General features: G+C 70.6%; 26 protein-coding genes. 13 read left to right on the top strand and 13 right to left on the bottom strand.

Translation table 11 applies throughout. The features are described from left to right. Positions 1–7: 7 nt before the first annotated feature. Positions 8–427, bottom strand: a complete 420-nt coding sequence (locus ACFWM2_RS21700) for a CoA-binding protein (RefSeq protein WP_383282217.1) — start codon at positions 425–427, stop codon at positions 8–10. 70 nt (positions 428–497) lie between these two features. On the opposite strand from ACFWM2_RS21700, the gene ACFWM2_RS21695 reads away from it, so the two are divergent. After that, positions 498–1,148 carry a class I SAM-dependent DNA methyltransferase gene (locus ACFWM2_RS21695; RefSeq protein ID WP_383282213.1) on the top strand — a complete coding sequence of 217 codons (651 nt, stop codon included), beginning with the start codon at positions 498–500 and terminating at the stop codon, positions 1,146–1,148. On the opposite strand, the gene ACFWM2_RS21690 is transcribed toward ACFWM2_RS21695, so the two are convergent. Beyond that, positions 1,149–1,265 (bottom strand): DUF397 domain-containing protein, encoded by a 117-nt coding sequence (locus tag ACFWM2_RS21690; RefSeq protein ID WP_383282210.1) that lies wholly within the window; start codon positions 1,263–1,265, stop codon positions 1,149–1,151. Then, positions 1,228–2,175: a Scr1 family TA system antitoxin-like transcriptional regulator gene (locus tag ACFWM2_RS21685; protein WP_383282207.1), complete on the bottom strand. Its 948-nt coding sequence runs from the start codon at positions 2,173–2,175 to the stop codon at positions 1,228–1,230. Before ACFWM2_RS21685 ends, ACFWM2_RS21690 begins: the two co-directional genes overlap by 38 nt. Positions 2,176–2,286: 111 nt before the next feature. On the opposite strand from ACFWM2_RS21685, the gene ACFWM2_RS21680 reads away from it, so the two are divergent. Continuing rightward, on the top strand, positions 2,287–2,931 hold the full coding sequence (locus ACFWM2_RS21680) for a hypothetical protein (RefSeq protein ID WP_383282204.1): 645 nt from the start codon (positions 2,287–2,289) through the stop codon (positions 2,929–2,931). 29 nt (positions 2,932–2,960) lie between these two features. On the opposite strand, the gene ACFWM2_RS21675 is transcribed toward ACFWM2_RS21680, so the two are convergent. Further along, on the bottom strand, positions 2,961–3,287 hold the full coding sequence (locus tag ACFWM2_RS21675; protein ID WP_383282201.1) for an ArsR/SmtB family transcription factor: 327 nt from the start codon (positions 3,285–3,287) through the stop codon (positions 2,961–2,963). A gap of 112 nt (positions 3,288–3,399) precedes the next feature. Here ACFWM2_RS21675 and ACFWM2_RS21670 point away from each other — a divergent pair, with 112 nt between their 5' ends. The 7 genes from ACFWM2_RS21670 to ACFWM2_RS21640 all read left to right on the top strand — a co-directional run bounded on the left by ACFWM2_RS21670 (position 3,400) and on the right by ACFWM2_RS21640 (position 11,813). Beyond that, positions 3,400–4,374: a zinc-binding alcohol dehydrogenase family protein gene (locus tag ACFWM2_RS21670; protein WP_383282198.1), complete on the top strand. Its 975-nt coding sequence runs from the start codon at positions 3,400–3,402 to the stop codon at positions 4,372–4,374. 54 nt (positions 4,375–4,428) lie between these two features. Beyond that, positions 4,429–5,139: a MerR family transcriptional regulator gene (locus tag ACFWM2_RS21665; RefSeq protein WP_383282195.1), complete on the top strand. Its 711-nt coding sequence runs from the start codon at positions 4,429–4,431 to the stop codon at positions 5,137–5,139. Between the two features lie 163 nt (positions 5,140–5,302). Continuing rightward, positions 5,303–6,415 (top strand): abortive phage infection protein, encoded by a 1,113-nt coding sequence (locus ACFWM2_RS21660; RefSeq protein ID WP_383282192.1) that lies wholly within the window; start codon positions 5,303–5,305, stop codon positions 6,413–6,415. A gap of 124 nt (positions 6,416–6,539) precedes the next feature. Then, positions 6,540–6,998, top strand: coding sequence for a nucleoside deaminase (locus tag ACFWM2_RS21655; RefSeq protein ID WP_383282189.1), 459 nt, complete (start codon positions 6,540–6,542; stop codon positions 6,996–6,998). Further along, entirely contained in the window at positions 6,979–7,992 is a 1,014-nt protein-coding gene (locus tag ACFWM2_RS21650; protein WP_383282186.1) for an isopenicillin N synthase family dioxygenase, read from the top strand. The genes ACFWM2_RS21655 and ACFWM2_RS21650 overlap by 20 nt, the downstream gene beginning before the upstream one ends. A gap of 162 nt (positions 7,993–8,154) precedes the next feature. Next, complete coding sequence (locus tag ACFWM2_RS21645) at positions 8,155–10,263, top strand: hypothetical protein (protein WP_383282183.1); 2,109 nt, start codon at positions 8,155–8,157, stop codon at positions 10,261–10,263. Further along, on the top strand, positions 10,263–11,813 hold the full coding sequence (locus tag ACFWM2_RS21640) for a hypothetical protein (RefSeq protein ID WP_383282180.1): 1,551 nt from the start codon (positions 10,263–10,265) through the stop codon (positions 11,811–11,813). The genes ACFWM2_RS21645 and ACFWM2_RS21640 overlap by 1 nt, the downstream gene beginning before the upstream one ends. Before the next feature lie 118 nt (positions 11,814–11,931). Here the strand turns inward: ACFWM2_RS21640 and ACFWM2_RS21635 are convergent, their stop codons facing one another. The 8 genes from ACFWM2_RS21635 to hemL all read right to left on the bottom strand — a co-directional run bounded on the left by ACFWM2_RS21635 (position 11,932) and on the right by hemL (position 20,566). Next, positions 11,932–12,336: a hypothetical protein gene (locus ACFWM2_RS21635; protein ID WP_383282178.1), complete on the bottom strand. Its 405-nt coding sequence runs from the start codon at positions 12,334–12,336 to the stop codon at positions 11,932–11,934. A gap of 75 nt (positions 12,337–12,411) precedes the next feature. Continuing rightward, positions 12,412–13,488, bottom strand: coding sequence for a c-type cytochrome biogenesis protein CcsB (ccsB, locus tag ACFWM2_RS21630; RefSeq protein ID WP_383282175.1), 1,077 nt, complete (start codon positions 13,486–13,488; stop codon positions 12,412–12,414). Further along, positions 13,485–15,374, bottom strand: a complete 1,890-nt coding sequence (locus ACFWM2_RS21625) for a cytochrome c biogenesis protein ResB (RefSeq protein WP_383282172.1) — start codon at positions 15,372–15,374, stop codon at positions 13,485–13,487. The genes ccsB and ACFWM2_RS21625 overlap by 4 nt, the downstream gene beginning before the upstream one ends. Before the next feature lie 3 nt (positions 15,375–15,377). After that, on the bottom strand, positions 15,378–16,088 hold the full coding sequence (locus tag ACFWM2_RS21620; protein ID WP_383282901.1) for a cytochrome c biogenesis CcdA family protein: 711 nt from the start codon (positions 16,086–16,088) through the stop codon (positions 15,378–15,380). Between the two features lie 126 nt (positions 16,089–16,214). Further along, positions 16,215–16,847 (bottom strand): TlpA family protein disulfide reductase, encoded by a 633-nt coding sequence (locus ACFWM2_RS21615; protein WP_383282169.1) that lies wholly within the window; start codon positions 16,845–16,847, stop codon positions 16,215–16,217. A 66-nt stretch (positions 16,848–16,913) separates the two neighbouring features. Then, on the bottom strand, positions 16,914–18,251 hold the full coding sequence (locus ACFWM2_RS21610; protein ID WP_383282166.1) for a hypothetical protein: 1,338 nt from the start codon (positions 18,249–18,251) through the stop codon (positions 16,914–16,916). Positions 18,252–18,554: 303 nt separating this feature from the next. Continuing rightward, positions 18,555–19,253 carry a histidine phosphatase family protein gene (locus tag ACFWM2_RS21605; RefSeq protein WP_383282163.1) on the bottom strand — a complete coding sequence of 233 codons (699 nt, stop codon included), beginning with the start codon at positions 19,251–19,253 and terminating at the stop codon, positions 18,555–18,557. Continuing rightward, complete coding sequence (gene hemL, locus ACFWM2_RS21600) at positions 19,250–20,566, bottom strand: glutamate-1-semialdehyde 2,1-aminomutase (RefSeq protein ID WP_383282160.1); 1,317 nt, start codon at positions 20,564–20,566, stop codon at positions 19,250–19,252. The genes ACFWM2_RS21605 and hemL overlap by 4 nt, the downstream gene beginning before the upstream one ends. A 364-nt stretch (positions 20,567–20,930) precedes the next feature. On the opposite strand from hemL, the gene ACFWM2_RS21595 reads away from it, so the two are divergent. The 3 genes from ACFWM2_RS21595 (at position 20,931) to ACFWM2_RS21585 (ending at position 23,822) form a co-directional block, all read left to right on the top strand. Then, entirely contained in the window at positions 20,931–21,368 is a 438-nt protein-coding gene (locus ACFWM2_RS21595; RefSeq protein WP_003974483.1) for a hypothetical protein, read from the top strand. A 566-nt stretch (positions 21,369–21,934) separates the two neighbouring features. Continuing rightward, positions 21,935–22,138 carry a cold-shock protein gene (locus ACFWM2_RS21590; protein ID WP_383282157.1) on the top strand — a complete coding sequence of 68 codons (204 nt, stop codon included), beginning with the start codon at positions 21,935–21,937 and terminating at the stop codon, positions 22,136–22,138. A 193-nt stretch (positions 22,139–22,331) separates the two neighbouring features. Further along, positions 22,332–23,822 carry a DEAD/DEAH box helicase gene (locus ACFWM2_RS21585; protein ID WP_383282154.1) on the top strand — a complete coding sequence of 497 codons (1,491 nt, stop codon included), beginning with the start codon at positions 22,332–22,334 and terminating at the stop codon, positions 23,820–23,822. A 105-nt stretch (positions 23,823–23,927) separates the two neighbouring features. Here ACFWM2_RS21585 and ACFWM2_RS21580 read toward each other — a convergent pair whose 3' ends face one another. Continuing rightward, complete coding sequence (locus ACFWM2_RS21580) at positions 23,928–24,302, bottom strand: hypothetical protein (RefSeq protein ID WP_383282152.1); 375 nt, start codon at positions 24,300–24,302, stop codon at positions 23,928–23,930. A 485-nt stretch (positions 24,303–24,787) separates the two neighbouring features. Between ACFWM2_RS21580 and ACFWM2_RS21575 the strand changes: the two genes are divergently transcribed. Then, a complete protein-coding gene (locus ACFWM2_RS21575) occupies positions 24,788–25,123 on the top strand; it encodes a MerR family transcriptional regulator (RefSeq protein WP_383282149.1) in 336 nt (111 codons plus the stop codon). Positions 25,124–25,167 lie beyond the last annotated feature (44 nt).

Genomic DNA, 25,167 nt, shown 5'->3' with positions numbered 1-25,167 from the left:
CGATGGCTCAGCCCAGTAGTCCCAGCCGGGTGATCTCCTGTCCCGCGGAGCGGTCCATCACCATCCGCAGGCCGGCCTCGCGGGTCCTGTCGTAGGCGGCCACGTCTATGACGCCCAGCTGGAACCAGACCGCTTTGGCGCCGAGCGTCACCGCCTGGTCGGCGATGTCGCCGGCCAGCGCGGAGTTGACGAACACGTTCACCACGTCCACCGGGAAGGGGATCTCCGCGAGCGAGGCGTAGCCCTGCTCGCCGTGCACCGTCTCGGCCTTGGGGTGCACGGGCACCACCTTCTTGCCGATGCGCTGCAGCTTCTCGGCCACACGGTAGGCGGCCCTTTCGGGGTTGCTGGACAGTCCGACCACGGCCCAGATGTCCCCGGCGCCGGTGAGGATGTCGTCGATTGTCGCGTCGTCGCCATAAGTCATCGCCACAGGATGGCATACAGGATCCAATATGGCGACGGCGCTGTCAGATCCTGGCTCTAGCCTTCCGGCCATGACCCCTCACCTGGACGCCACCCGGGCGTCGTACGACACCGTCGCCGCCGACTACGCCGAACTCCTCAGGGACCAGCTGGAGAACAAGCCGCTGGACCGGGCGATGCTCGCCGCGTTCGCCGAGCGCGTGCGGTCGGGCGGAGGCGGGCCCGTCGCGGACCTGGGCTGCGGGCCGGGTCGGGTGACCGCGCACCTGGAGGCGCTCGGTCTCGACGCGTTCGGGGTGGACCTGTCCCCGGGAATGGTGGCGGTGGCCCGGCGCGACCATCCGCACCTGCGCTTCGAGGTCGGCACGATGACCGCCCTGGACACCATCAAGGACGACTCCCTGGCCGGAGCCCTCGCCTGGTACTCCACGGTTCACACACCGGTGGACGAACTACCGCTTTTCTTCAGCGAGTTCCACCGCGTCCTCGCCCCCGGCGGTCATCTCCTCCTCGCCTTCAAGGTGGGCGACGAGCACGTGCATCTGGCGCACGCGTACGGCCATGACCTGGACCTCGACGTCCACCGCTTCCCGCCCGACCGGGTCGCCGAACTGCTGCGCGCGGCGGGGTTCGTAGAGGTGGCGCGGCTGGTGCGCGAGGCTGAGGCGCCGGAGAAGACGGCTCAGGCGTTCATCCTGGCCCGCAAGCCGGAGGCAGGCTGACTACCGCCGTACGGCCGACACGAACGCCGCCCAGGCCGCGCGGTCGATGACCAGTACCGGGCCGTGCGGGTTCTTACTGTCACGGACGGGGACGACGGCGGGGAAATCGGGAGCCACTTCGATGCAGTCGCCGCCGTTGTCGCCGCTGTAGCTGCTCTTGATCCAGGTCGCCGCGCTCAGCTCGTGCCTGTCCATGATGCCCGTACCCCTCCATCACGTCGCTGATCAGAGCGGCGGATTCGCGGGCTGACGGAGCGTCCGCCCTGAGCACATCATAGGTCTGGCTGTGGCGCCCGTAGACGGCCGGATCGTCGTTGAAATAGCCCCGGTCCAGAGACTCCGAGTAGACCCACTCATGCCCGTCGGGCAGCCTGATCAACGACATGGAGGCATTCGGACGGACGACTTCGGGGAGGTCGGCCGGGGCGACCTGGATGTGGATGTTCGAGTGCCGGCCGACCCGCAGCAGGTGCGCACACTGCTCACGCATGATGGCCGGGCTTCCCACCACGTTGCGCAGACAGCTCTCGTCCAGCACGACGGCGAAGAACGGGCCGTCGGCGTCAAGGAAGCGCTGTTGCCGACTCAGTCGGGCCCGGACCCGCTCCTCCACCTCTTCGGAGTTCGTGAGACGACGGCTGAACAGCGCCCGCACGTAGTCCTCGGTCTGCAACAGCCCTGGGACAACGCGCTCTTGATACGCCCGCAGAGCCACCGCCACCGCGTCCATCTCGGCCCGCCGCCGGAACCAGTCCGGATGCTCCACCTGCGGATACCAGTCGATCCGGCTCCACAGCCGCAGCAACACCCCACCGGTATCGAGCAGTTCGTCGCAGGTCTTCGCGAAGGTGTCCTGCGGTACCCGCGCGCCCGCCTCCACGCGGGCAACCTGAGAGCGGTCGCAGGGGATCCGGCGAGCGAGGTCCTCCTGCGTCAGGCCTTCCGCCTCGCGGTAGTGCTTCAACACCTCCCCGAACACGGCGGCGGTCGTGACGGCCGCTCCCCCGTCGGCATTACGTCGGCTCACCGCACCCCCTCCGTGACAGTGGGCCACTGTCACGCGTCCGCCATTGATACCGACCGTTCCCCTGAGCCACGCTCGATACACCCAGAGTGATGACGAACGTACGGAGTGAGCATGGCGGAGCAGTGGGAGAAGGGGACGTTGGTCTACGACCCGCGGACGGACAAGGTCGGCGAGTACCGGGACGCGGCAGACCCGTACGCGATGCTGCGCCCCGTCGGCGGCGGCCGGGAGTGGCAGGCCGATCCCGCGTCGATCCGCCGGGCCACGGCGGAGGAACGGCTCAGCGCGGGAGTGCGGGCCGCCAACAGCCGTTCCGGGCAGGCGGATGGGGTGGCGTCGCTCCAGGGCGATGACGTGAACCGCCCTCCCGAGCCCCTCGCCGGTTGCGCGACGTGCGAGGACCTCGCCGTACGGCGTGACGAAGCCCGCGCCCGCTGCGACGGCACCGCGGAGACCGACGCCAACGTGCTGCTGCGCCGGCATCTACGGACAGGCCACGAGGTGCCAGGCAGCAGCCGCCGCCGGATCTTCCGCTACGTGCCGTATTCGATCGTTCAGGACGCGACAGCGGAACCCGAGTACGAGGCACGGTGCGTCTCGGGCGACCAGGCCGACTGCGGCGCCGCGTCCGGCCCCTGCCAAGGCCCGGCGGAGGTCGAGGAGTGGCAGCGCAGACACACCCAGGAAACCCGGCACACCCGCTACCGCCGCAACTTCGCGGACTACGCGGTCATGGAGCCGGCGGACGGCTGTTGAGCGCCCGCATCCCGCGCAGGACGAGCGGCCTACGCCTCGCGCAGGACGAGCGCGAGGAGTCCCGGGAAGCGGGTGTCGAACTCCTCGCGGCGGAGCCGGTTGACGCGCCGCGGTCCCTCGTCGCGCTGCTCCACGAGCCCGGCGCCGCGCAGCACGGCGAAGTGATGGCTCAGGGCGGCCTTGCCGACGGGCACGTCGAAGCTGCCGCAGCTGCGGGTCCAGTCGGCCGAGCCCGCCAACTCCCGTACGAGGCGCAGGCGAACGGGGTCCGCGAGAGCGGCGAGGGCGGCCTGGACGGGGACCTCGCCGGGGTGGGTGTGCGCGGGCGCCGCGCGATGTCCGGTGCGCTCGGCCACGCCTGCCTCCCCTTGTCCTCCCCGGCCCGCTTGCCGAGTGTTCGATGAAAACCATACACTCCGGAGTGTTCGCTTCTCATTGAACAGTCGAATCGTTCACCAGGGGTGTGTCATGCGTGCGGTCCAGATCGAGGAGTACGGCGGTCCCGAGGTTCTCAGGACGGTCGAGGCCCAGGTGCCGGAACCGGGCCCCGGGCAGGCGAGCATCGACGTGGCGTACACCGGCGTGAACTTCGCGGACCTCAAGGCGCGCGCGGAGGGCTACCGGGTGCCGGCGCTGCCCTTCGTCCCGGGACTCGAGGTGTCCGGCCGCGTCCGGGCGATCGGCGCCCACGTCACCGGCCTGGCCGTCGGCCAGGAGGTCGCCGCCCTGACCGAGGGCGGCGCGTACGCCGAGGTCGCCGTGGCCGAGGCCGCGACCGTCTTCCCGCTGCCGGACGGCGTGGACCTGCGCACCGCCGCCACCCTGCCCACGGTGCTGCCGACCGCGTACGCCCTCGTGCACACGGTCGGCCGGCTCCAGCCCGGCGAGACGGTGCTCGTGCAGGGCGCGGCGGGCGGAGTGGGCACCGTGCTGGGGCAGTTGGCGCGCGCGGCCGGCGCCGGCGGGGTCCACGGCGTGGTGTCGAGTGCCGCCAAGGCCGCTTACGCGCTCGACCACGGCTACGACCGGGTCTTCGTCGGCACCTTCGCGGACGAGGTGCGGGCGGCGACCGGCGGACGTGGTGTCGACCTCGCCCTCGACCCGGTCGGCGGTGACACCCTCCGGGCCTCGCTGGCCTCCCTCGCCCCCTTCGGGCGCCTGGTCTCCTTCGGCAACGCGAGCTCCGCCCAGCCGTGGCAGGTCGGCCAGCCCGAGCTGTACCCCCTCGGCCTGTCGGTCTCCGGCTTCTCCATCCTCACCCTGGCGCGCACGGCCCCGGCCGAGCTCCGCGCCCTCACCGAGCGGGCGTTCGGCACGGTGGCCGACGGCTCCGTCACCCTGCCCGTCACCGCGGAGTTCGCCCTGAAGGACGCCCCGGAGGCCCACCGCCTGATGGGAGCCCGCACCAGCACGGGCAAGCTCCTGCTGCGGGTGGGCGACTGAGCGGACCCGGACCCGAACCTGCCACGCGAGCCGGGCCGCGTACGCTTCCGGCCGATGACCAAGCGCGAGCGGCTGCGGCCCGTCGACCTGGCCCGTCTCGCGGGCCTGTCGACGCAGCAGATCCGCAACTACGAAGAGGCGGGCGTGCTGCCCCCTGCCCCGCGGACCGCGTCGGACCACCGCACCTTCGGGGACGTGCACCGGCGCGCGCTGCTGACGTACCGGGCGCTGGCGAAGGGGTACGGGCCGGTGCCGGCCGCCGAGATCATGCGGACCGTGCATGCCGGGGACGTCCCCGGGGCGCTCGCCCTCGTGGACGCCGCGCACGCCGTCTCGCACGAGGAGCGGGCCCTGTTGCGGGCGGCCGGTGAGGCGCTGGAGATCCTCACCCGTGAGCCGCCGGGCACCGGCACCGCGTCGCCGCCGTCCGGTCTGCGCATCGGCGAGGTGGCCGCCCTGCTCGGTGTACGGACGTCCGCGCTGCGGGTCTGGGAGGCCGCGGGGCTGCTCACGCCGGAACGCGAGCGCGGCACCGCGTATCGCCGCTACTCGGCCACCGACGTCCGTGACGCCCGGCTCATCCACACCCTCCGCGGGAGCCACTACCCGCTGCACCAGATCGCGCCCGTACTGGCCGACCTGCGCCGCACCGGCAGCCGCGCGGCCCTGCGCGAGGCGATCGCCGCCCGGAACACGGCCCTGACCGCGCGGACCACGGCGATGCTGGCGGGCGCGGGTGAGTTGCACGCCTACCTGACGTCGTAGCCGGACGGCCGCACCTGTCCGACGTCTCGTAGCCGGCCGGCCTGGCGGTCGCCGTAAGTAGGCCTCTGCTTCATCCCTTCGGCGAGCCGCCGTAGACCAACGGCGGACGGCGGGACCCACGGCCGGTTCCCAGACTGGGGCGACAACGGCAGGGGAGGGCACGATGCGGGACATCAGTCGGGCACGTTTTCTGGGCATGGCCGCGGGGGCAGGGAGCGCGTTGCTGCTGCCCGCGGTACCGGCCGCGGCGACAACAGGGGCCGGGCGCCCCGGACTTGCGCACCGGGGAGTCGTCTACGAGGTCGCGGCGGGCGACACACCCGGCACCGCCTGGAGCGCCGCCCGGATGCGCGCGGACCTGCGGGCGATCCGGCACGACCTGCACGCCGAGTCCGTCAAGGTCACCGGGGACGGCGTCGAGCGGCTCACCTCCACCGCGGCCGAGGCGGCCGAGCGCGGACTGCACGTCTGGCTGGAACCGACGCTGGGCGACGTACCGCAGCGCGAGATCCTCGACCATCTGGCGGAGTGCGGCCGGTTCGCCGAGCGGCTGCGGCGGCAGGGCGCCGGGGTCCACCTCAGCGTCGGCTGCGAGTTCGTGCTGTTCGTGCCCGGCATCGTGCCCGGCGCCACCGCGCAGGAGCGCATCGAGAACCTGCTCTCCGGCAACTTCGACCCCGTACAGATGATGCGCAGGCTGCGCCGCTTCACCGCCCGGGCGGCGGCCGTCGGCCGGTCCGTCTTCCACGGCCGGCTGACGTACGCGGCCGCGCAGGACGAGGAGGTGGACTGGAGCCTCTTCGACATCGTGGGCCTCGACTACTACTCGTTCCACCGGCGCCGGTCCGACCACGTCCGCGAGCTGCGCAAGTACACGCGCTTCGGGAAGCCGCTCGCCATCATGGAGTTCGGCTGCTGCACCTTCGAAGGCGCCCCGGAGCGGGGCGGCATGGGCTGGAACGTCGTCGACTACACGAAGGAACCGCCGGAGATCAAGGGCGACCTGGTGCGCAGCGAACGCACGCAGGCCGCCTATCTGACGGACGTGCTGTCGGTGTTCGAGTCGATGGGCCTGTACGCGGCGCTGGCGTACACCTTCGTCAACGCCGAAGCCCCGCACCGCAGAGAACGCCGCTACGACCTCGACATGGCGAGCTACAGCATCGTAAAAACGATCACGGACCGTCCCGACGACCCGTCCTCCGGCCGGCACTGGGAACCCAAGGAGTCCTTCCACGCGCTGGCCCGGCAGTACGCGCGGGCCCAGCGCTGCTGAAGCGCGTCCCTGCGGGCGCGGGCTGCCGGGAGGGTATTTTCCGCACGTTGCCCCGGTGCTCGGGCACGTTGCCCCGGGGCTGCGGCACGTTGCCCGGGTGATCCGGCCACAGGAGAGTGGGGTCATGGAGCGCATCGATCAGGCACAGGCACGCGCGTGGCTCGCCACCGCCGTCACCGAGGCCCGTGCCGGGCTCGCCGAGGGCGGCATCCCCATCGGGGCCGCCCTGTACGGCGCGGACGGCACCCTCCTCGGCAGCGGCCGCAACCGGCGCGTGCAGGACGACGACGCGTCCGTGCACGCGGAGACGGCGGCGTTCCGTGCCGCCGGACGCCGGCGGAGCTACCGCGGTACGACGATGGTGACCACGCTGTCGCCGTGCTGGTACTGCAGCGGCCTGGTCCGCCAGTTCGGGATCTCCCGGGTCGTCGTCGGCGAGGCGGCGACCTTCCACGGCGGCCACGACTGGCTCGCCGAGCACGGCGTGGAGATCGTCCTCCTCGACGATCCCGAGTGCATCGCGATGATGCGCGACTTCATCAGGGACCACCCGGCACTGTGGAATGAGGACATCGGTGAGTGACCCCCAGCCGGACGCCCGGACGGGCGCCCCCACCGGCCCCCGTATCCCCACGATCGATCTGCGCCCCTGGCTCGCCGGGGACCCCGGCGCCCGCGCCCGGACCGCCCGTACCGTCGACGACGCGCTGCGCACCGCCGGTTTCCTCCTGGTCACCGGCCACGGCGTGGACCCCGCTCTGCGCACCGGCATCCGCGCGGCCGCCCGCGCCTTCTTCGCCCTGCCCGCCGCAGCCAAACAGCCCTACACCGCGAAGGTCGGCGGCCGCGGCTGGCTCGGTCCTGGTGCCGAGGCCAACGGCTACTCGGAGGGCACCGAGACCCCGCCGGACCTCAAGGAGTCGCTGACCTTCGCGACGCACGAGCCGTTCGAGGACCCGGAGGTCAACGCCGAGTGGTACGCGCCCAACATCTGGCCGGCCGAGGCACCCGGACTGCGGGCGCTCTGCGAGGAGTACCTCGCGCGGATGGCGGAGCTGGAGAACCATCTGCTCGCCCTCCTCGGCGAAGCCCTGGGGCTGGCCCCGGACTTCTTCACCAGGCACATGGACCATCCGACGTACGGCTTCAACATCAACTGGTATCCGGGCACGGAGGTCGTCGGCGAGCCGGAGCCGGGGCAGTTCCGTATCGGCCCGCACACCGACTTCGGCACGGTCACGATCCTCGACCGGCAGGCGGGCAAGGGCGGTCTGCAGGTCTACACGGACGACGACGGCTGGCAGGACGCACCCTTCGACCCGGCGGCGTTCACCATCAACATCGGTGATCTGATGGCCCGTTGGACGGGCGACCGGTGGCGCTCGGGCCGGCACCGGGTGCTGCCCCCGCCCGCCGACGCCCCGGCCGAGGAGCTGATCTCCCTGGTCTACTTCGGCGAGTGCACCCCGGGCACGCTGGTGGAGTCGGTGCCCGCCCCGGTGGGCCGTGTCGCCTACGCGCCCGTGGACTCTCATGTGTATCTACGCGAGAAGCTGGACTCGATCACAGTCGGCTGACAGGCGAACGCGTTTCGTAACCCAACGGACATCACGCGCCCTAGTCCGAACCAACTCCCCCTTTTTACACTGGGGTTGATACACCTCACCTCAGCCATGACACAGACAGCAGCGGGATCGACGGCAGCGGGTGGGGCTTGGACCGCAACAGGGGGAGATGCGGTGCACAGAGGGCTGCACGGGCGGGGGGCGCTCTTCGACACGGATCCGCCCGGGCTCGCCCCACGGCTCATCGGCCTGCGCCCGTACCAGCACCGCTCGGCACCACTGGAGCACGCCAAGGAGCTCCCGTTCGTGGTGTTCGCGGGCGCCCGGGGGCTCGGCAAGAGCACGGTGCTCGGTGAGCTGCGGGAGGCCTACAAGGGCCATACGCCGGTCGCGCTGATCGACGGCGAGGAGGGGCAGTTCGGCACGCCGCCGCCGGAACGGCCTCCCGAGGCCTGGTCGCCGCCGACGCACGCGCTCACCACCATCGCCGAGCAGCTCGCGGAGCCGGTGACGGGCGCGGGACGCATCAGCTTCCCGCGGCTGGCTTCCGGTCTGCTCGCGGTGGCGGCGGGCGGCTGGAGCGATCGCGATCTGCCGCGCATCCGTCAGGAGGCGGAGCGGATCCTGCTTCTGAACGACTCCGGTTCCTGGCTGTCCGGGTTCGCGGGGCGCTGGGTGGGCAAGGTCGTCGCCAAGATGATCGCCTCGATGTCGGGCACCGGACCGGTGGTCGAGCCGATCATCGAGGCGACCCTGGAGGCGTTCTCCGAAGGGGTGTCGCCCACCCATCTCCGGCTGCGCAAGGGCGCGACCTGGTACCGCGACTACCCGAACGCGGGCGGCAACCCCAAGCTCGGACTCATCCTGCTGTCCGGGCACTTCCGGGCGGGCGGCGACTCCCGCTCCCACGCGGAGCGCCATCTCGTACGGGCCCTGCTGGCCGATCTCGACGACGCGTACGCGGGCCCGTTGCAGCGTTCGAAGCGGATCGGCCGGCCCGTCGTCCTGATCGACAACGTGCAGGCGCCGGCCGGCCGGGGCCTGATGGAGGCGGTGCTGCGCGACCGCGCCGAGGGCATCGCCGACCACACCGCCTTCTTCGCCTCCCTGCGCGGCGTGGCGCACCCCGCACTGCGCAACGCCGTGCGCCGTACGCTCCCGGAGGCCGTCCGGAACAGCGGCTGGGCGCCGGGCTCCTCGCCGTCCTCGCGGGCGCTGCTCGTCTCGCTCCCGCCGCTGACGGCCGACGACACCCTGCACATCGTGGGCGGCGCCTGCCGTGAGGTCCAAGTGCCGCCGCAACTTCCGCACGCCACGCACCGGTTGACCGCCGGCAGTCCGCTCGGCGTCGCCCTGCTCGCAGAGTCCGCCCGGCAGAACCTGCCCGCCGCCGCCTCGCTGGGCGCGCTGCTCACCGCCGACCTCGCCCTGCACGAGGACCACGACGGACGCCCCGCCTACCAGGAACTCCTCGACCGGCTGGTGCCGGGCGGCCGGCTCGACGAACTCACCGTGCTCGCGGCCGCCCACGACCGCGACTCGGCCCGGGTGCTCGCCGAGCAGCGGCTGCCGGACGACTTCGGCGCCTCCGGTGTCCTCGACCTGGAGGAGCGGCTCGCCCGGGAGGGCCGGCCGGCGAACGCCGGCCAGTTCGTCGGCGACCCGTTCCTGCGCGCGCTGCTGCTGCTCCGGCTGCACCACCTCGATCCGGGCCACGCGCAGTGGCGGGCCGCCCACCGCGCGCTCATCGACCACTACACCGACGTGCCCGGCGGCGCGGCCGGCCACGACCGCGCCCACTACCGGCTGCACCACGAACTCGCCCTGGGCGAGGCCGAGTCCGCGATCGGGTATCTGCGGGACGCCTTCCCCCGGCTCGACCCGCGCCGCTGGCTCTCCGCGCTGGTCTTCATCGCCTCGGCGCCGTACTACCACCCGCACGACCCCGACGGCCGCGACTTCGACGGCCACGACCACCGGGTCCCGGTCGCGCTCGGTCACACCGATGCCGGCGAGCGTCCGCCGGACGGGGTGGACGCCGCGTTGCATCTGCGGATCCGCCGACTGCTGCACGCCGTCTGGCAGTTGACCGATCCGCTGGTGCTGCCGGATCCGAAGGTGACCGAACGGCTGCGGTTCGAGCTGGAGCAGCTGTCCAACGCACGGCCCGCGGGCACGGCCCTGCTGTGGCGGGCCTCGCGGGACTGGCCGGCGGACGCCCTGGCCGGCCGCCCCTTCCGTATCCCGGGCGGGTCCGACGAGGAAGGGGAGGGGGACGAGTGATGGCGCACGTATGGGTGTGGCTGCGCGAGGACATCTGGGAGATACGTTTCCGGAGGTACGTCGCCCTGTCGCTGGCGGCCGTCCTGGTGACCCTGGGGGTGTGGGGCGGCCGGACGCTCGTGCACGACGACCGCTCCTGCGCGGCCGGGGTCGTCCAGCCCGAGGGCAGCACCGAATGCGTGGGCGTCTCCAGCACCACGTACGCCTTCGGCCGGCCCCAGTTCGCCGACACCGTACGGGCGATCAACCGCGAGAACCACCGCCTGGCGCCCGGCGGCCAGGTGACCGTCGCCCTGCTGGAACCCTTCACCGCGACTGACGCCGACAACCTCCGCGACGTGCAGCACGAGCTCCAGGGCGCCTATCTCGCCCAGTACCGGGCCAACCACGACTCCAACGAGCAGACGCCGAAGATCCGGCTGGTGCTCGCCAACCCCGGTGCCAGCGGCGCGTACTGGGAGCACACGGTGGACCAGCTGGAGCGGATGGCGAAGGGGCCCGACCGGCTGCGCGCGGTGACCGGTGTGGGGCTGAGCACCGACAACAACAAGAAGGCCGTCGCGGAGCTGACCCGGCGCGGCATCCCAGTGATCGGCACCTCCATCACGGCCGACGATCTCGCCAACGGGCGGCAGGGCAAGGACCCCTACCCCGGGCTCGCCCGCGTCTCCCCGACCAACACCGACGAGGCCCGCGCCCTCGCCTCCTTCGCCAAGGTCTCGGCCGGCAAGGCGTTCCTGGTCTACGACAAGCCGGGCGATCCCTATACCCGCACGCTCCAGAGCTCCTTCGGGAAGCTGCTCAAGGGCTCGCCGTACGAGCCGCAGCCGTACACCCCGCCCGACGACCGCAGCAAGGAAGGCACCACCGCCAACACCTTCGAGCAGATCACCCACGTGCTGTGCGACACGGCACGCGGCACGGACACCATCCTGTTCGCCGGCCGCCACACCCAACTGCGGCAGTTCATCAACGCGTTGGGCGACCGCGGCTGCCAGGACCGGCGCTTCACCCTGCTCACCGGCGACGAGGGCTCGTACCTCACCGGGGACGAGGACCTGGACCGCAGCGCCCTGAAGCACAACCTGTCCGTGCGCTACACGGCGCTCGCGCACCCGGACGCCTGGGCGAAGGACACCGCGAAGACCGGCGGGAGCGCCGCGGACGCGGAGCAGCTCGACGGGATGCTGCGCCGCAGCAAGCGCGAACCCGTCGGACCCATCGGGCCGATCGCCCTCGACGACGGCCAGTTGATCATCGCGTACGACGCCCTGCGGCTCGCCGTGCACGGCATCCGCGCGGCCACGCCGGACGGGAAGCGGATCCCGGCCCTGGCGGACGTCGGGCTCCAGTGGCCGCAGGTGAAGGGCAAGCAGCTGCGGGTGAACGGGGCGAGCGGCTGGATCTGCCTGGACGTCCACGGCAATCCGTACGACAAGGCCGTGCCGATCGTGGAACTGACCCCGGACGGCAGCTCCCGCTTCGTGAAGATCGCCTGGCCGGAGGGCAGGCCACCGGCCAAGGAGTGCCTGCCGCCCGGCACGGGCTGAGCGGTTCAGCCGCTTTTCCGGTCGGCACCGGATGAGCCGGCCCGGACGGGCAGCCGCGGCCGGCTCCGGTCGAACGCCGCACAGAGCGCTCGGCCCGGGCTGAGCACGCGCCGGCCGGTCAGCTCTGCCCGGACACCTCCACGAGCCGCTCGAAGCGGGCGCGCCAGCCGGGGTCCCGGTCGCCCTCGTCCTCGTGGGTGAACCGGAGGGTGGTGCCACTGGCGTCGTCGGGCGACGCGGGCTCCAGGTGGAACCGGATCCGTCCCCGCCCCTCCACCGTGTACTCGGCGACCCGCTCCACGTCCCAGGCGGTGATTCGCCCGGAGCCCAGTTCACGCAGCGTGACGGCGCCGCCGAGCCGGGGCTCGAAGACCTCGGCCGCGGTGAGCCACTCCCCCAGGCCCTCGGGACTGGCCACCGCGCGCCAGGCCCCGGCCACGGGCTGGGGCAGGCGCAGCAGGAAGTGCCGGACGGTCCCGTCCCCGCGGGTCTCGGTGGGGCTCTCTTCGATGGATCCGCTCATGACCCCACCCTCACCCGGAGCCGAGGGTTCCGCACGCCGCGGGGAACCGGCCTTCTCGCCTGCTCCGAGGCGGGATCAGACGCCGGCGTAGGAGTGCTTGCCGGTCACGAAGATGTTGACCCCGTAGTAGTTGAACAGCCAGCAGGCGAAGGCGATCAGTGCGATGTACGCGGCCTTGCGGCCCTTCCAGCCGGCCGTCGCACGGGCGTGCAGATAGCAGGCGTACGCGACCCAGGTGATGAACGCCCAGGTCTCCTTGGGGTCCCAGCCCCAGTAGCGGCCCCAGGCGTCGCCCGCCCAGATCGAGCCCGCGATGATCGTGAAGGTCCACAGCGGGAAGACGGCCGCGTTCACCCGGTAGGAGAACTTGTCGAGCGAGGCCGAGGCCGGGAGCCGCTCCATGACGGAGATCGCGAACCGGCCGGGCTGCCCGCCGTTCGCGAGCTTGTTCTCGTAATTGTCCTTGAAGAGGTACATCAGGGTGCCGACCGCGCCGACGTAGAAGACCGCGCCGCAGAAGATCGCGGTCGAGACGTGGATGTACAGCCAGTACGAGTGCAGAGCGGGAACCAACTGGTCGCTCGCGGTGTACAAGACAGTGACGGCGAGACCGAGGTCGAGGAGGACCGTGGTGACCAGGGGGAGGCCGAGCCAGCGGATGTTCTTCTTCAGCGCGAGCAGCGAAAGGTACACACCGACGGCGACGGTGGAGAAGGTGATGTTGAACTCGTACATGTTGCCCCACGGCGCCCGCTCCACCGAGAGAGCGCGGGCGACCACCCCGCCCGCCTCGACGGCGAACGCGAGCACGGTGAGGGACACGGCGATACGGCCGTAGAGGTCCCCCTGCTCGTCACCGCCGTGCGCGCCGGGACCGTCCGGGACGTCACGGGCGCCGGCCGCGGAGCGGACGACCACCTTGGGCCGTTCCAGGACAGCGGTGCCACCGGCGGACTGGACGGTGACCGCGGGCGCTTTCGCGCCGGGCTTCTGCGTGAGCGCGGCGGCCGTGCGGCCGACCTTGCTGCGACTGCCGAACAGCCATTCGGCGATGTACGCGAAGAAGGCCAGGGTGTAGACGGCCATCGACGAGTAGATCAGCGTGTTGCTGATGCTGGCGAGGTGTTCGTTGGTTGCGGCGGCGAGAGTCACTGCTTCTCAGCCCCTTCGGCGGCAGGTACGGCGTGAGGTTCGGAGGTGTCCGGATCGGGCTCGGGGGTGACCGTATCGGGCTCGGGCGCGCTGGGCGCCCGGTCGTACAGGAGCGCGGCCAGATCGCCGAGTTCCTGGGGAAGCTTCGCGGACTCGCTGCGGCCGAGCCCGGCCATCTCGACGACGGTGACGCCGTCCGCCCCGGCGGTGGCGCGCACCCAGACGCGGCGGCGCTGGATGAAGAGGGAGCCGGCGAGACCGAAGATCGCGGCGATCGCGCCGGCCAGCGCCCAGCTGCTGCCGGGCTGCTGGGTGACCTGGAAGCCGGCCCACTCCTTGATGTCCTTCTCGAAGGTGATCGAGCCGGCGCCGTTCGGCAGCTTCATGGTCTCGCCGGGCCGCAGCCGGCTCTTGAGGATGTCGCCCTTCGCGTCCTTGAACTGCTTCATCTCGGAGGTGTCCAGTTGGTACACGTTCTGCGGGAGACCGGAGTCGACCCCCAGGCTGCCGTGGTACCCGGACAGTGCGAGCACGGGATAGTCCAGCGCGGGGAACTGGGAGAACATCGTCCCCTTGCCGGCGCCCGCGAAGGTCGGCACGAAGAACGCGGCGAAGCCGAGCTGCTCGCTCTTGCCCTGTGCGTTCCTGTAGCCGTCCATGACCTTGATCGCGCCCTGCGAGGTGACGTTGGAGTCGAGCGGCAGCATCGGCACGGCCTGCCGGTAGACGACCTGGCCCTTGCCGTCGCGGACGGTGACGACGGGCGCGTAGCCGTGGCTGACGAGGTAGACCTTCGAGTCGCCGATCACCAGCGGCTCGTTGACCTGGACGGAGGTCTTCCTCGCCTTGCCGTACGCGCCCTCGCGGTAACTGATGTCCGCCCGGTACGTGCGCGGGGTGCCCTTGTTGGGCCCGGTCCGCTCGTAGGTGCCGGTGAACTTGTCGAGGTCGAAGCTGAACGGCGTCAGGTTGTCGTTGCTGAACAGGCTGCCGGACTTGAAGTCGTCGTACTGCGTGAGGGTGTTGGCGAAGCCGTCGCCCTCGATGATGAGCTTGTCGCCCTCGGACTTGAAGAGCTGACCCCAGGCGAAGGCGACCAGCATCACGATCAGGGCGATGTGGAAGATCAGGTTGCCGGTCTCGCGCAGATAGCCCTTCTCCGCGGCGATGGCGTCCCCGGCGGCGTGCGCGCGGAAGCGGCGCTGTTTCAGCAGCCGGAGCGCGTCCTCACGGACCTGCTCGGGCCCGGCCTCGGTGCGCCAGGTGGTGTACGCGGGCAGCCGGGTCAGCCGCTTCGGCGCGCCCGGCGGACGGCTGCGCAACTGTCCCACGAACTGCCAGGTCCGCGGCACGATGCAGCCGATGAGCGAGACGAACAGCAGGATGTAGATCGCGGAGAACCACACCGAGCTGTACACGTGGAACAGGCCGAGCTTCTCGTAGAGCGGCCCGAGCGTGGTGTGCGTCCTCTGGAACTCCGCGACCTTCGTCGCGTCGGTCCCGGACTGCGGGATCAGCGATCCGGGGATCGCCCCCAGCGACAGCAGGAAGAGCAGGATCAGCGCGACCCGCATGGAGGTCAGCTGCCGCCAGAACCACCGGGCCCAGCCGATGACCTCGCGGCCGGTCCAGGCGAGCCACCCGGCGGCGCCGGGAGCCCGCGTCCCGCCGAACGAGCCGGGCATCGCCGTCTCCGTCGGGGCGGTGGACAACTGCGAGCCGGCCGCGCCGAGTTCCCGCGCGTCCCGCGCGGCTTCCGTGCGCTCGTCCCCCGCGGTGCCCTCGGCGTCGGTCGTCCCGCCGGTGCCGGTCGCTTCGCCGGTGTCAGTCGGCTCGCCGGTGTCAGTCGTACGCATGGAACCGGTCCCGGTTTCGGTCTCGCTCATGGATCAGATCCCCACCGTGAAGCCGTCGGACCAGGTCTGCATGGACTGCACGATGCTGTCCCACGCCCCGGTGAGCAGGAGCAGGCCGGTCACGATCATCATGCCGCCGCCGATCCTCATCACCCACGTGTAGTGGGCCTTGACCCAGCCGAAGGCGCCGAGCGCCTTGCGGAAGGCGACCGCGGCGAGGACGAAGGGGATGCCGAGGCCGGCGCAGTACGCGACGGTCAGTATGGCCCCACGTCCGGCGCTCGCCTGGTCCATCGAGAGAATGTTGACGGAGGCGAGGGTCGGCCCCAGGCACGGCGTCCAGCCGATGCCGAAGAGCGCGCCCAGCACCGGTGCGCCCACCAGGCCGGCCACCGGCCGCCTGTGGAAGCGGAACTCGCGCTGGGTGAGCCAGGGCATCAGCCCCAGGAAGAAGACGCCCATCAGGACCATGAGCACGCCGAGCACCTTGGACAGGATGCTCTGGTGCTCCTGCAGGGTCGAGCCGAAGTACCCGAAGAGCGCACCGCCGGAGACGAACACGGCGGTGAAGCCGAGCACGAACAGTCCCGCACCCGCGACCATCCGCCCCCGTCTGGCCTCGGCCAGATCCGTGCCGGTCACTCCGGTGACGTACGAGAGATAGCCCGGCACGAGCGGCAGGACGCACGGCGAGAAGAAGGAGACGAGTCCGCCGAGCAGGGCGATCGGCAGGGCGATCAGCAGTGCTCCGCTGAGGACCGCCTCGTTCCTGCCGGAAGACTCGGCGAGGTTCGTGGCGAACTGCGCGGACGTGGCGAGATGCGCGGACGCGGCGAGGTCCGTGGACGCGGCGAGAAGGGACACCTCAGGTCACTTCTCCGCGAGGATCGGGTCGAGCATCTCGCGCAGCTTCTCCTCGCTGAGGGCCTGCATCGAGCGGGCCGCGACCTTCCCGTCCCGGTCGATGATCAGCGTGGACGGAATCAGCTGCGGGTTGAGCGTGCCCTTCTTGAAGCGGAGCATCAGCCTGCCCGTGGGGTCGTAGAGGCTCGGGTAGGTGATGCCCTGTTCCTTCTCGAACGCCTTGGCCGGAGAGGTGCTGGAGTCGCGTGTGTTGATGCCGACGAACTGCACGCCCTGCGCCTCGGTGTCCTTGGCGACCTTGACGAAGTTCGGCGCCTCGGCACGGCACGGCGGGCACCAGGAGCCCCAGACGTTGAGGACGACGACCTTGCCCTTGTAGTCGGCGACGTCGAGCTGCTTGCCGTCGACCGTCTTGCCCGAGAGGTCGGGAGCGGAGGCCCGCGAGCCCTTCGCAACGGTGGCGATGCCGTCCTTGCCGGAGACGAAATTGGTGTTCCCCGAGCCCCCGGAGGTGCCCTCGGAACTGCACGCGGCCAGGACGAGTGCCGCGACGGCGGCCCCGGCGGTGACCAGGGCGGCGCGGCTACGGATGCGGTTCGTGCGGTTGAGGCGCTGGGGGGCGCGGCAGGCGGCACTCATGTGAAAAGTTTCGCATGCCCGTTCTGGGGATCTTGCGCACCCCCCTTGCGGGCGGAAACCCGCATTTCAGGCGGCCTCCCCGGACCGATCGGAAGAGTGCGCGGAAGAGCGGGTGGAGGAGCCAGTGGAGGACCCGGTGGAAGAGCGGGTGGAGGAGCCCTTGCCGGTCCCGCCGAGGAACTCCTTCCAGCCGCCGTCCGGCATCCGGCCCACGTCCAGCGACTGCAGTTTGGCCAGCACCTCCGGCTTCTGCACATCGAGCCACTCCACGAACTGCCGGAAGGAGACCAGGCGTACGTCCCCGCCCTTCTCCTTCTCCCGCGCGATGCGCTTGAAGGCGGTCTCGACCGCGTCCATGTAGATGCCGCCGTTCCACTCCTCGAAGTGGTTGCCGATGAAGAGCGGTGCGCGGTTTGTCTCGTATGCCCGCTTGAATCCGGCGATGTACGCCCCGGCCGACTGCTTGCGCCAGCCCGGGTAGTTGTACGACGGCGCCCTGGTCGAGTTGACCGACTGGTTGGCGAGCATGTTGTAGTCCATCGAGAGCACCTCGAAGCTGTGCCCCGGGAACGGGATCGCCTGCAGTGGCAGATCCCACACGCCCTGGTTCTTCTGCGGCCAGCGCTGACGGCCGCCCGGCGAGGAGGCGTCGTAGCGCCAGCCCAGCTCGCGGGCGGTGGGCAGCAGGTTGTTCTGGCCGAGCAGACACGGGGTGCGGCCGCCGATGAGTTCGCGGTCGTAGTCGAAGGGCAGCGCGGGCAGATCGGTCCAGCCGCTGTTGGTCCGCCACTCCTTCACGAAGGACTTCGCCTGGTCGATCTCGCTGCGCCACTGCTGGGGCGTCCAGTTGGCGACCGTGCCGTAGCCGGAGCAGAAGTGACCGTTGAAGTGCGTGCCGATCTCATGGCCGTCGAGCCAGGCGCGGCGGACGGACTTCAGCGTCATCCTGATGTGTTCGTCGGTCAGATAACCGATGTCGGAGGCGCCCGGCGCGTTGTTCGGCGGCCGGTACATGCGCTTCTTCGACTCGGGCAGCAGATAGAGCCCGGACAGGAAGAAGGTCATGTGCGCGTCGTGGTCCTCGGCGAGCTGCAGGAAGCGCTCGAAGAGGCCGGTGCCGACCTCGCCCGCGCCGTCCCAGGAGAAGACCACGAACTGCGGCGGGGTCTCGCCGGGCTCCAGCGGGACGGGCCGCTTCGGCTGGTTGGGCTGCTTGCCGGTGAAGGAGGTGGACCCGTCACCGAGGGGGCGCGCCGGGGTCTTGGGGGCACCGGGCTTTCCGCTGTGGGAACCACCGGGGGTGCTTCCCCCCTCTTGTTGGGCACTACCGCAGGCGGCGAGCCCCAGCGCGGCCGCGGCGCCCGCTCCCGTCCCGATCATTCCGCGTCGGCTGAAGTCCCGCATTCCGTCCCCATTCGTCGCGCCCTCTCAGCTGGCTCCCAGCCGGCACACAATGAGAGGGCGCGACGAAGACGGGGGTTCCGTCAGACTCGCGCATATTTATATGATTTTACGAAGATACGCTCTGATGGCACGACTGCATACGGTTTGTGACGAGGTGTACGCAGCGCTCCGCGAGGGGTACGCGCGACGCCCGCGAGGGTCGTACGCAACGCTCCGCGAGGGTCGTACGCAACGCTCCGCGACGGGCATGCGCAAAGCTCGCGAGGTCGTACGCACCCTCCGCGAGGCGCGTCCGCCGGGCCGTCAGGCTCCGAAGGCCTTGTCCTTCCCCTTCACCGGCTTGGCGCCCGCTAGGAGATGAGCCGGCACCAGATCCCGGGCGGGCTCGCTGTAGCCGACGGAGACGATCTTGTCGCCGCGGTAGGTGAAGGTCGTCAGGGACGCCAGGGTGCACTGCCGCTTGCGCGGGTCGTGCCACAGCCGGCGGCGCTCCACGAAGGACCGCAGGATCCAGATCGGCAACTGGTGGGACACGCACACCGCTTCGTGCCCGCGCGCCGCGTCCTTGGCCGCGTCCAACGCCCCCATCATCCGTACGACCTGCTCCAGGTACGGCTCGCCCCAGGACGGCTTGAAGGGGTTGACGAGGTGCTTCCAGTTCTCCGGCCGGCGCAGCGCGCCGTCGCCGACCCCGAAGGTCTTGCCCTGGAAGACGTTCTCCGCCTCGATCAGCCGCTCGTCGGTCGCGAGGTCGAGACCGTGCGCCTTGGCGATGGGCGTCGCGGTCTCCTGCGCCCGCTCCAGCGGGGAGGAGACGACGTGCGTGACGTCCCGCGAGGAGAGGTGCTCGGCGACCCGGTCGGCCATCTGCCGCCCGAGCTCCGACAGGTGATATCCGGCCAACCGTCCGTAGAGGACCCCGTCCGGATTGGCCACCTCGCCGTGCCGCATCACATGGACGACGGTGATGTCGTCCGCCCGCTCGGTTCCCTGCTCGGTCATGCCGTGGCCTCCGCCGCTGCCCGTGCCGCCGCCGGAAGGGCGTCGGCGATCCGCTGGACTGCCCGCTCGTCGTGCGCCGTGGACACGAACCACGACTCGAACGACGAAGGCGGCAGATAGACGCCCTGCGCGAGCAACGAGTGGAAGAACGCGGTGAACCGGAAGGACTCCTGCTTCTTCGCGTCCTCGTAGTCCCGCACCTCCCGCTCGGTGAAGAAGACGGAGAACATGTTGGACGCGTTCTGCAGTCGGTGCGCCACGCCCTCCTTGCTGAGCGCCTCGGTCACCAGCGTGCGGATCTGCAGCGACACCGCGTCGACCTTCTCGTACGCGGCGTCGTCGAGCAGCCGCAGCTGCGCGAGGCCCGCGGCGGTCGCGACCGGGTTCCCGGACAGCGTGCCCGCCTGGTAGACCGGGCCGGCCGGCGCGAGGTGGCCCATGATGTCCGCCCGGCCGCCGAAGGCCGCGGCCGGGAAGCCACCGCCCATCACCTTGCCGAAGGTCATGAGGTCGGGACGGACCCCGTCGATGCCGAACCAGCCGGCCTTGCTCGTCCGGAAGCCGGTCATCACCTCGTCCGAGATGAACAGCGCGCCGTTCTTCGCGCACGCGTCCTTCAGCCCCTGGTTGAAGCCGGGCCGCGGCGGCACGACGCCCATGTTCCCGGGCGAGGCCTCCGTGATCACACAGGCGATCTCACCGGGGTGCGCATGGAAGGCGGCGTGCACGGATTCGAGATCGTTGTACGGCAGGACGATCGTGTCGCCGGCCTGCGCGCCGGTGACGCCGGGGGTGTCCGGCAGCGCGAAGGTCGCCACGCCACTGCCCGCGGCGGCCAGCAGGGAGTCGACGTGCCCGTGGTAGCAACCGGCGAACTTGATCACCTTGGCGCGGCGGGTGAAGCCACGCGCCAGACGGATGGCCGACATGGTCGCCTCCGTCCCGCTGGAGACGAGACGTACCTGCTCGACGGGCTCGACGCGCGCGACGATCTCCTCGGCGAGCGCGACCTCTCCCTCCCCCGGCGTCCCGAAGGAGGTGCCGCGTCCGACGGCCTCCTGCACGGCGGCGATGACCTCCGGCCGGGAGTGCCCGAGAATCATCGGCCCCCACGAACACACGAGGTCGACGTACTCCCTCCCGTCGGCGTCGGTCAGGTAGGGGCCGTTGCCGGACACCATGAATCGGGGCGTACCGCCCACGGCGCGGAAGGCGCGCACGGGAGAGTTCACGCCGCCGGGCGTGACGGCAGCCGCACGGTCGAAAAGAGTCTGCGAAACTGGGGCTTCGTACGGATAGCTCACACGAGCCATGGTGTCAGAGCCTGCGAAGATCCTGCGGACAGGTGTTTCAGCGCACGTTTCGGCGTGCGGCCGTGGGGGAGGTCACTGTCACGATGATCGGGTTGCGCGGCGGGGCCTGCGCGTCCTAGAAAAGCAGTCGGGTGGAGATATGCATCGCGGTGGCGGACTGGGCGAGGGGACCGATGACCTCGGCCCTCGGCGTGCCCGGCGGGGGAAGCACCGACGCGAGGCGGAGGAAGCTGCCGAGACACGGCAGGTACAGGGTTCACAGAGTGAGCCTGAGCGAATCGACCAGTCGGCCCGTATGGACGGTATGGACTACATGGACCGCAGGGCAGACCGGCTCGGGGCAGGGAGCGGGAATGGTGGCCGGGTGGGGGTGACCTACAAATACTTCGGCGCGCCCGACGGAGCGACGGCGGCCCGCGTCCCGATCTCGATGCGCCCCGAGGAACTCGGCGGCGACGAGCTCGGGATGAACGGCATGTTCACCAAGATCAAGCCGGAGACGATGGCCGCGATGGTTCTCACCGGCATCGAGGGCGTCCCCCTGCACAAGGTGCCCCCGCTGGAGCTGGTCGTCCTCCACCCCGACTACGCGGTCGTCAAGCTCCCGATGACAGTCGTCGACCCCCTCCGCGGCATCGGCGAGGAGGCGGTCGGCGCCGCCGCCTTCATCTGGTCCACGGTCCCGGACCGCGGCGGCCCGCGCGACGCGTTCAACGTCTACCAACTCCTCCACGAGTGGCAGGACTTCTCTCACCGCCTCCACGAGGCGGGCCACCAGCCCTACTGTCTGGTGTGGCCCTGACCTGCTGTTCCGCTGATTCCGGGCGAGGTTTTCGGACCTCGCCCTTGTCATGCGCGGAGTCGGGCGGCCAGGGCCCGTGGATTCTGAGCAACGGCACCGACGTGCCCTGGTCGACGGGCGGGCCGTCGCCACCTGCCTGCATCCATGCGGCTCTCTGACGGCGTCGCTGAACACGTCGGCGAACGCGTCACGCCTACCCGCCTGACGGCTCCGCCGCGATGCCCGGTCGCGCGGTCGCGCGGTGATCGAACGCAGTTCGATCCAGGACGTCCTGCCGCCTTGCGCGGAAAAACAATATCTGTGCTCGCCGGAACAGAAATGGGCGCAACGCCCAATGAGGGTTTCGCGTGCATCGGAACGAGCGTAATTGCTTATCGTGCACCGCCGAGCGCACCGTGCTACTGTCGGCAAAGTTGCAGTTGTGATTCCCAGAACTTCAAGCGCCCCGGCGGCTTCCATACCGCTGGGTGTGCTTTTGTGTCGCCGGTCTTTTCCGGAGAGGGCAATCGCGACCAATCGGAATCCGCACAGTGCGGTTTCCGGGACTGCCCCGAAGGAGAATTGACATGGCTACTGGCACCGTTAAGTGGTTCAACGCGGAAAAGGGCTTCGGCTTCATCGAGCAGGAGGGTGGCGGCCCGGACGTGTTCGCCCACTACTCGAACATCGCCGCCCAGGGCTTCCGTGAGCTGCTCGAAGGCCAGAAGGTGAACTTCGACATCGCGCAGGGCCAGAAGGGCCCGACCGCGGAGAACATCGTTCCCGCCTGACGCCCGACGCTTTCATCGCAGCTGGGGCCCGCACCTTGGGGTGCGGGCCCCGGCGCGTTTCCATGACGCGGTCCGCGAGTATTTTCCGCTGCCAGATCCGCGTTTTCGCATTTCATTGGCGCGTCCTCGCGGTTCTCTGTGCTGCTCATCTGCCGAGAATTCCTTGCTGCGTGCCGCATCAAGGAGGTTCCGCATGAACCGCTCGCGTACGAACAACCACAGCCGCACGAACAGCCGCACGAACAATCGATCCGCCCGTCCGCGCACCGCGCCCGGTGGCGAATTCGCATTGCCGGTGACGGTCACCCCGGGTCTCCCCGCCGTCGAGAAATTCGGTGACCTCGACATGCCTGCGCCCCTGCTGGCCGCGCTCGGCACCGCCGGGGTGACGACCCCGTTCCCCATCCAGGCGGCGACGCTGCCGAACGCCCTCGCGGGACGAGACGTACTCGGCCGGGGCCGCACCGGATCGGGCAAGACGCTCGCCTTCGGCCTCGCCCTGATGGCCCGGACGGCCGGCCGGCGCGCCGAACCCCGGCAGCCGCTGGCCCTGGTACTCGTCCCCACCCGCGAGCTGGCCCAGCAGGTGACCGACGCCCTCACCCCGTACGCCCGTTCCGTGAAGCTGCGGATGGCCACCGTGGTCGGCGGCATGTCGATCGGCAGGCAGGCCCACGTGCTGCGGTCGGGGGCGGAGATCGTCGTCGCCACCCCGGGACGGCTCAAGGACATCATCGACCGCGGCCACTGCCGCCTGGACCAGGTCACCGTCACGGTCCTCGACGAGGCCGACCAGATGGCCGACATGGGCTTCATGCCCCAGGTCACCGCGCTTCTGGACCAGGTGCGGCCCGAGGGGCAGCGCATGCTGTTCTCGGCGACCCTGGACCGCAACGTCGATCTGCTGGTCCGCCGGTACCTGAGCGACCCGGTGGTCCACTCCGTCGACCCGTCGGCGGGCGCGGTCACGACGATGGAGCACTACGTCCTCCACGTGCACGGCGCGGACAAGCAGCGCACCACCACGGAGATCGCGGCCCGCGAAGGCCGCGTGCTCATGTTCCTGGACACCAAGCACGCGGTGGACCGGCTGACCGGACACCTGCTCGACAGCGGTGTCCGCGCCGCGGCCCTGCACGGCGGCAAGTCGCAGCCCCAGCGCACCCGCACCCTGGCCCAGTTCAAGTCCGGACATGTGACGGTGCTGGTGGCGACCAACGTCGCCGCCCGCGGCATCCATGTCGACGACCTCGACCTGGTCGTGAACGTGGACCCGCCGAGCGACCCCAAGGACTATCTGCACCGCGGCGGGCGTACCGCCCGGGCCGGCGAGTCCGGCAGCGTCGTCACGCTGGTGACGCCCAACCAGCGCCGTGAGATGAGCCGCCTGATGGTCGCCGCGGGCGTCGTCGCGCACACGGCTCAAGTGCGGTCCGGCGAGGCGGAGTTGAACCGCATCACGGGCGCGCAGGCCCCCTCCGGCGTCCCGGTCACCATCACCGCGCCGGCCTCGGAACGCCCCCGCCGCAGCGGCGGTCCGGCCACCTCGACCCGGAGCCGTCGCGGCCGGACCGGCCAGGAGCGGCGCCCCGGCCAGGAGCACCGCCCCGCTCAGGACCGGCGCACCGGCCAGACGGCGCGCCGCCCGGCCCAGCGCCCGTCCGCCTTCGACGCGGCGGCCTGAGTGCACCCGTGACCGTCACACGTACGGTGTGAACCGACCGTTCTGATCGATGAGGGCCCCTGCCGGTGTGTGCCGGCAGGGGCCCTCATCGTGTGCCCGGGTGTCTCACTGGTCGGAGTAGCTGAAGTCGCCCATGGTCCAGGCGGTGACGTTGTCGATCGCGACGCGATACATCCCGCCGGTCTCGGGAATCCCCATGCTGCCCTGCAGGATCCGGGCGACGTGGAAGTGCAGATGGGTGGGTGACCCGTCGCCGGCGGGCCGGTCCGGCCCCCTGTCCGCGGTGAAGATGCCGGAGAACGGACCCAACCGGTCCGAGTCCAGCAGGACCTCCGCCACCCGCTGTCTCCATACGGCTTCGGGGGCCAGGCGGCCGGTGATGACGGCGCCGCCCGAGACGACGGTCAAGGACATCTGAGTGCTTTGCTCGGACTCCACCGTGGCGGCAATGCCGACGAGCAGTTCGTCAGGGTTCGACATGAGTGCGGATTCTATGCAGCAGTCCCGGCGACCCGCTGCTCCGGAGGTCATGATCACACGGGCCGCGTACATAATCAGCGCCACCAGCGCTCCAAAATCTATGCTCGCCAGAGTAGACATTTGGCTTCTGGGTGGCTAGCGTTTCTCTCGTAAGCGAAGTCCGACGAGACCTGGCGGAGACGAACCGCCGGTAGCAGCAGTGACTTGGTACAGGTACGAACAGCGGAGAGAACGGAGGGACCTGACGCCATCAGGATCGCCCGGGCACGTGCAGGATCCGGCCCGGGTACCGCAAGGCCCCGGATTGGAAGGTGGTCCCCGGTCACGCATCTGCGATCCCCGCTCTCCTGCCCCTCGACCGGGCCGGACGGCGGACACAGAAGGTCGGCACCGCAGTAGAGCCGACAGATGGTGTTGAATTTCCTTCGGGGCCCTGGTGCCGTACGGCACCAGGGCCCCTCGACGGCGTTGCACTACGAGGTGAGATGACAGCAGACAACCCGCTGGGCGATCGTCTGGACGACGACGACTATCCCGCGTACACCATGGGCCGGGCCGCCGAGATGCTCGGCACGACCCCAGGGTTCCTCCGCGCCATCGGAGAGGCCCGACTGATCACCCCCCTCCGCTCGGAGGGCGGGCACCGCCGGTATTCGCGCTATCAGCTGCGGATCGCCTCTCGTGCCCGCGAGCTCGTCGACCAGGGCACGCCCGTCGAGGCCGCCTGCCGCATCGTCATCCTCGAGGACCAGCTCGAGGAAGCGCAGCGCATCAATGCCGAGTACCGCCGCGCCGCCGAATCACCGAACGGCTCCCGCTGACGCCGGAGCCGTCCGGCGCCCGGCCCACGCCCGGGCGTTCCGCT

Source organism: Streptomyces sp. NPDC058371, assembly GCF_042723265.1.
GTDB lineage: Bacteria > Actinomycetota > Actinomycetes > Streptomycetales > Streptomycetaceae > Streptomyces.
The sequence above is the reverse complement of the archived record's forward strand: the minus strand, read 5'-3'. Positions and strand labels throughout refer to the sequence as shown.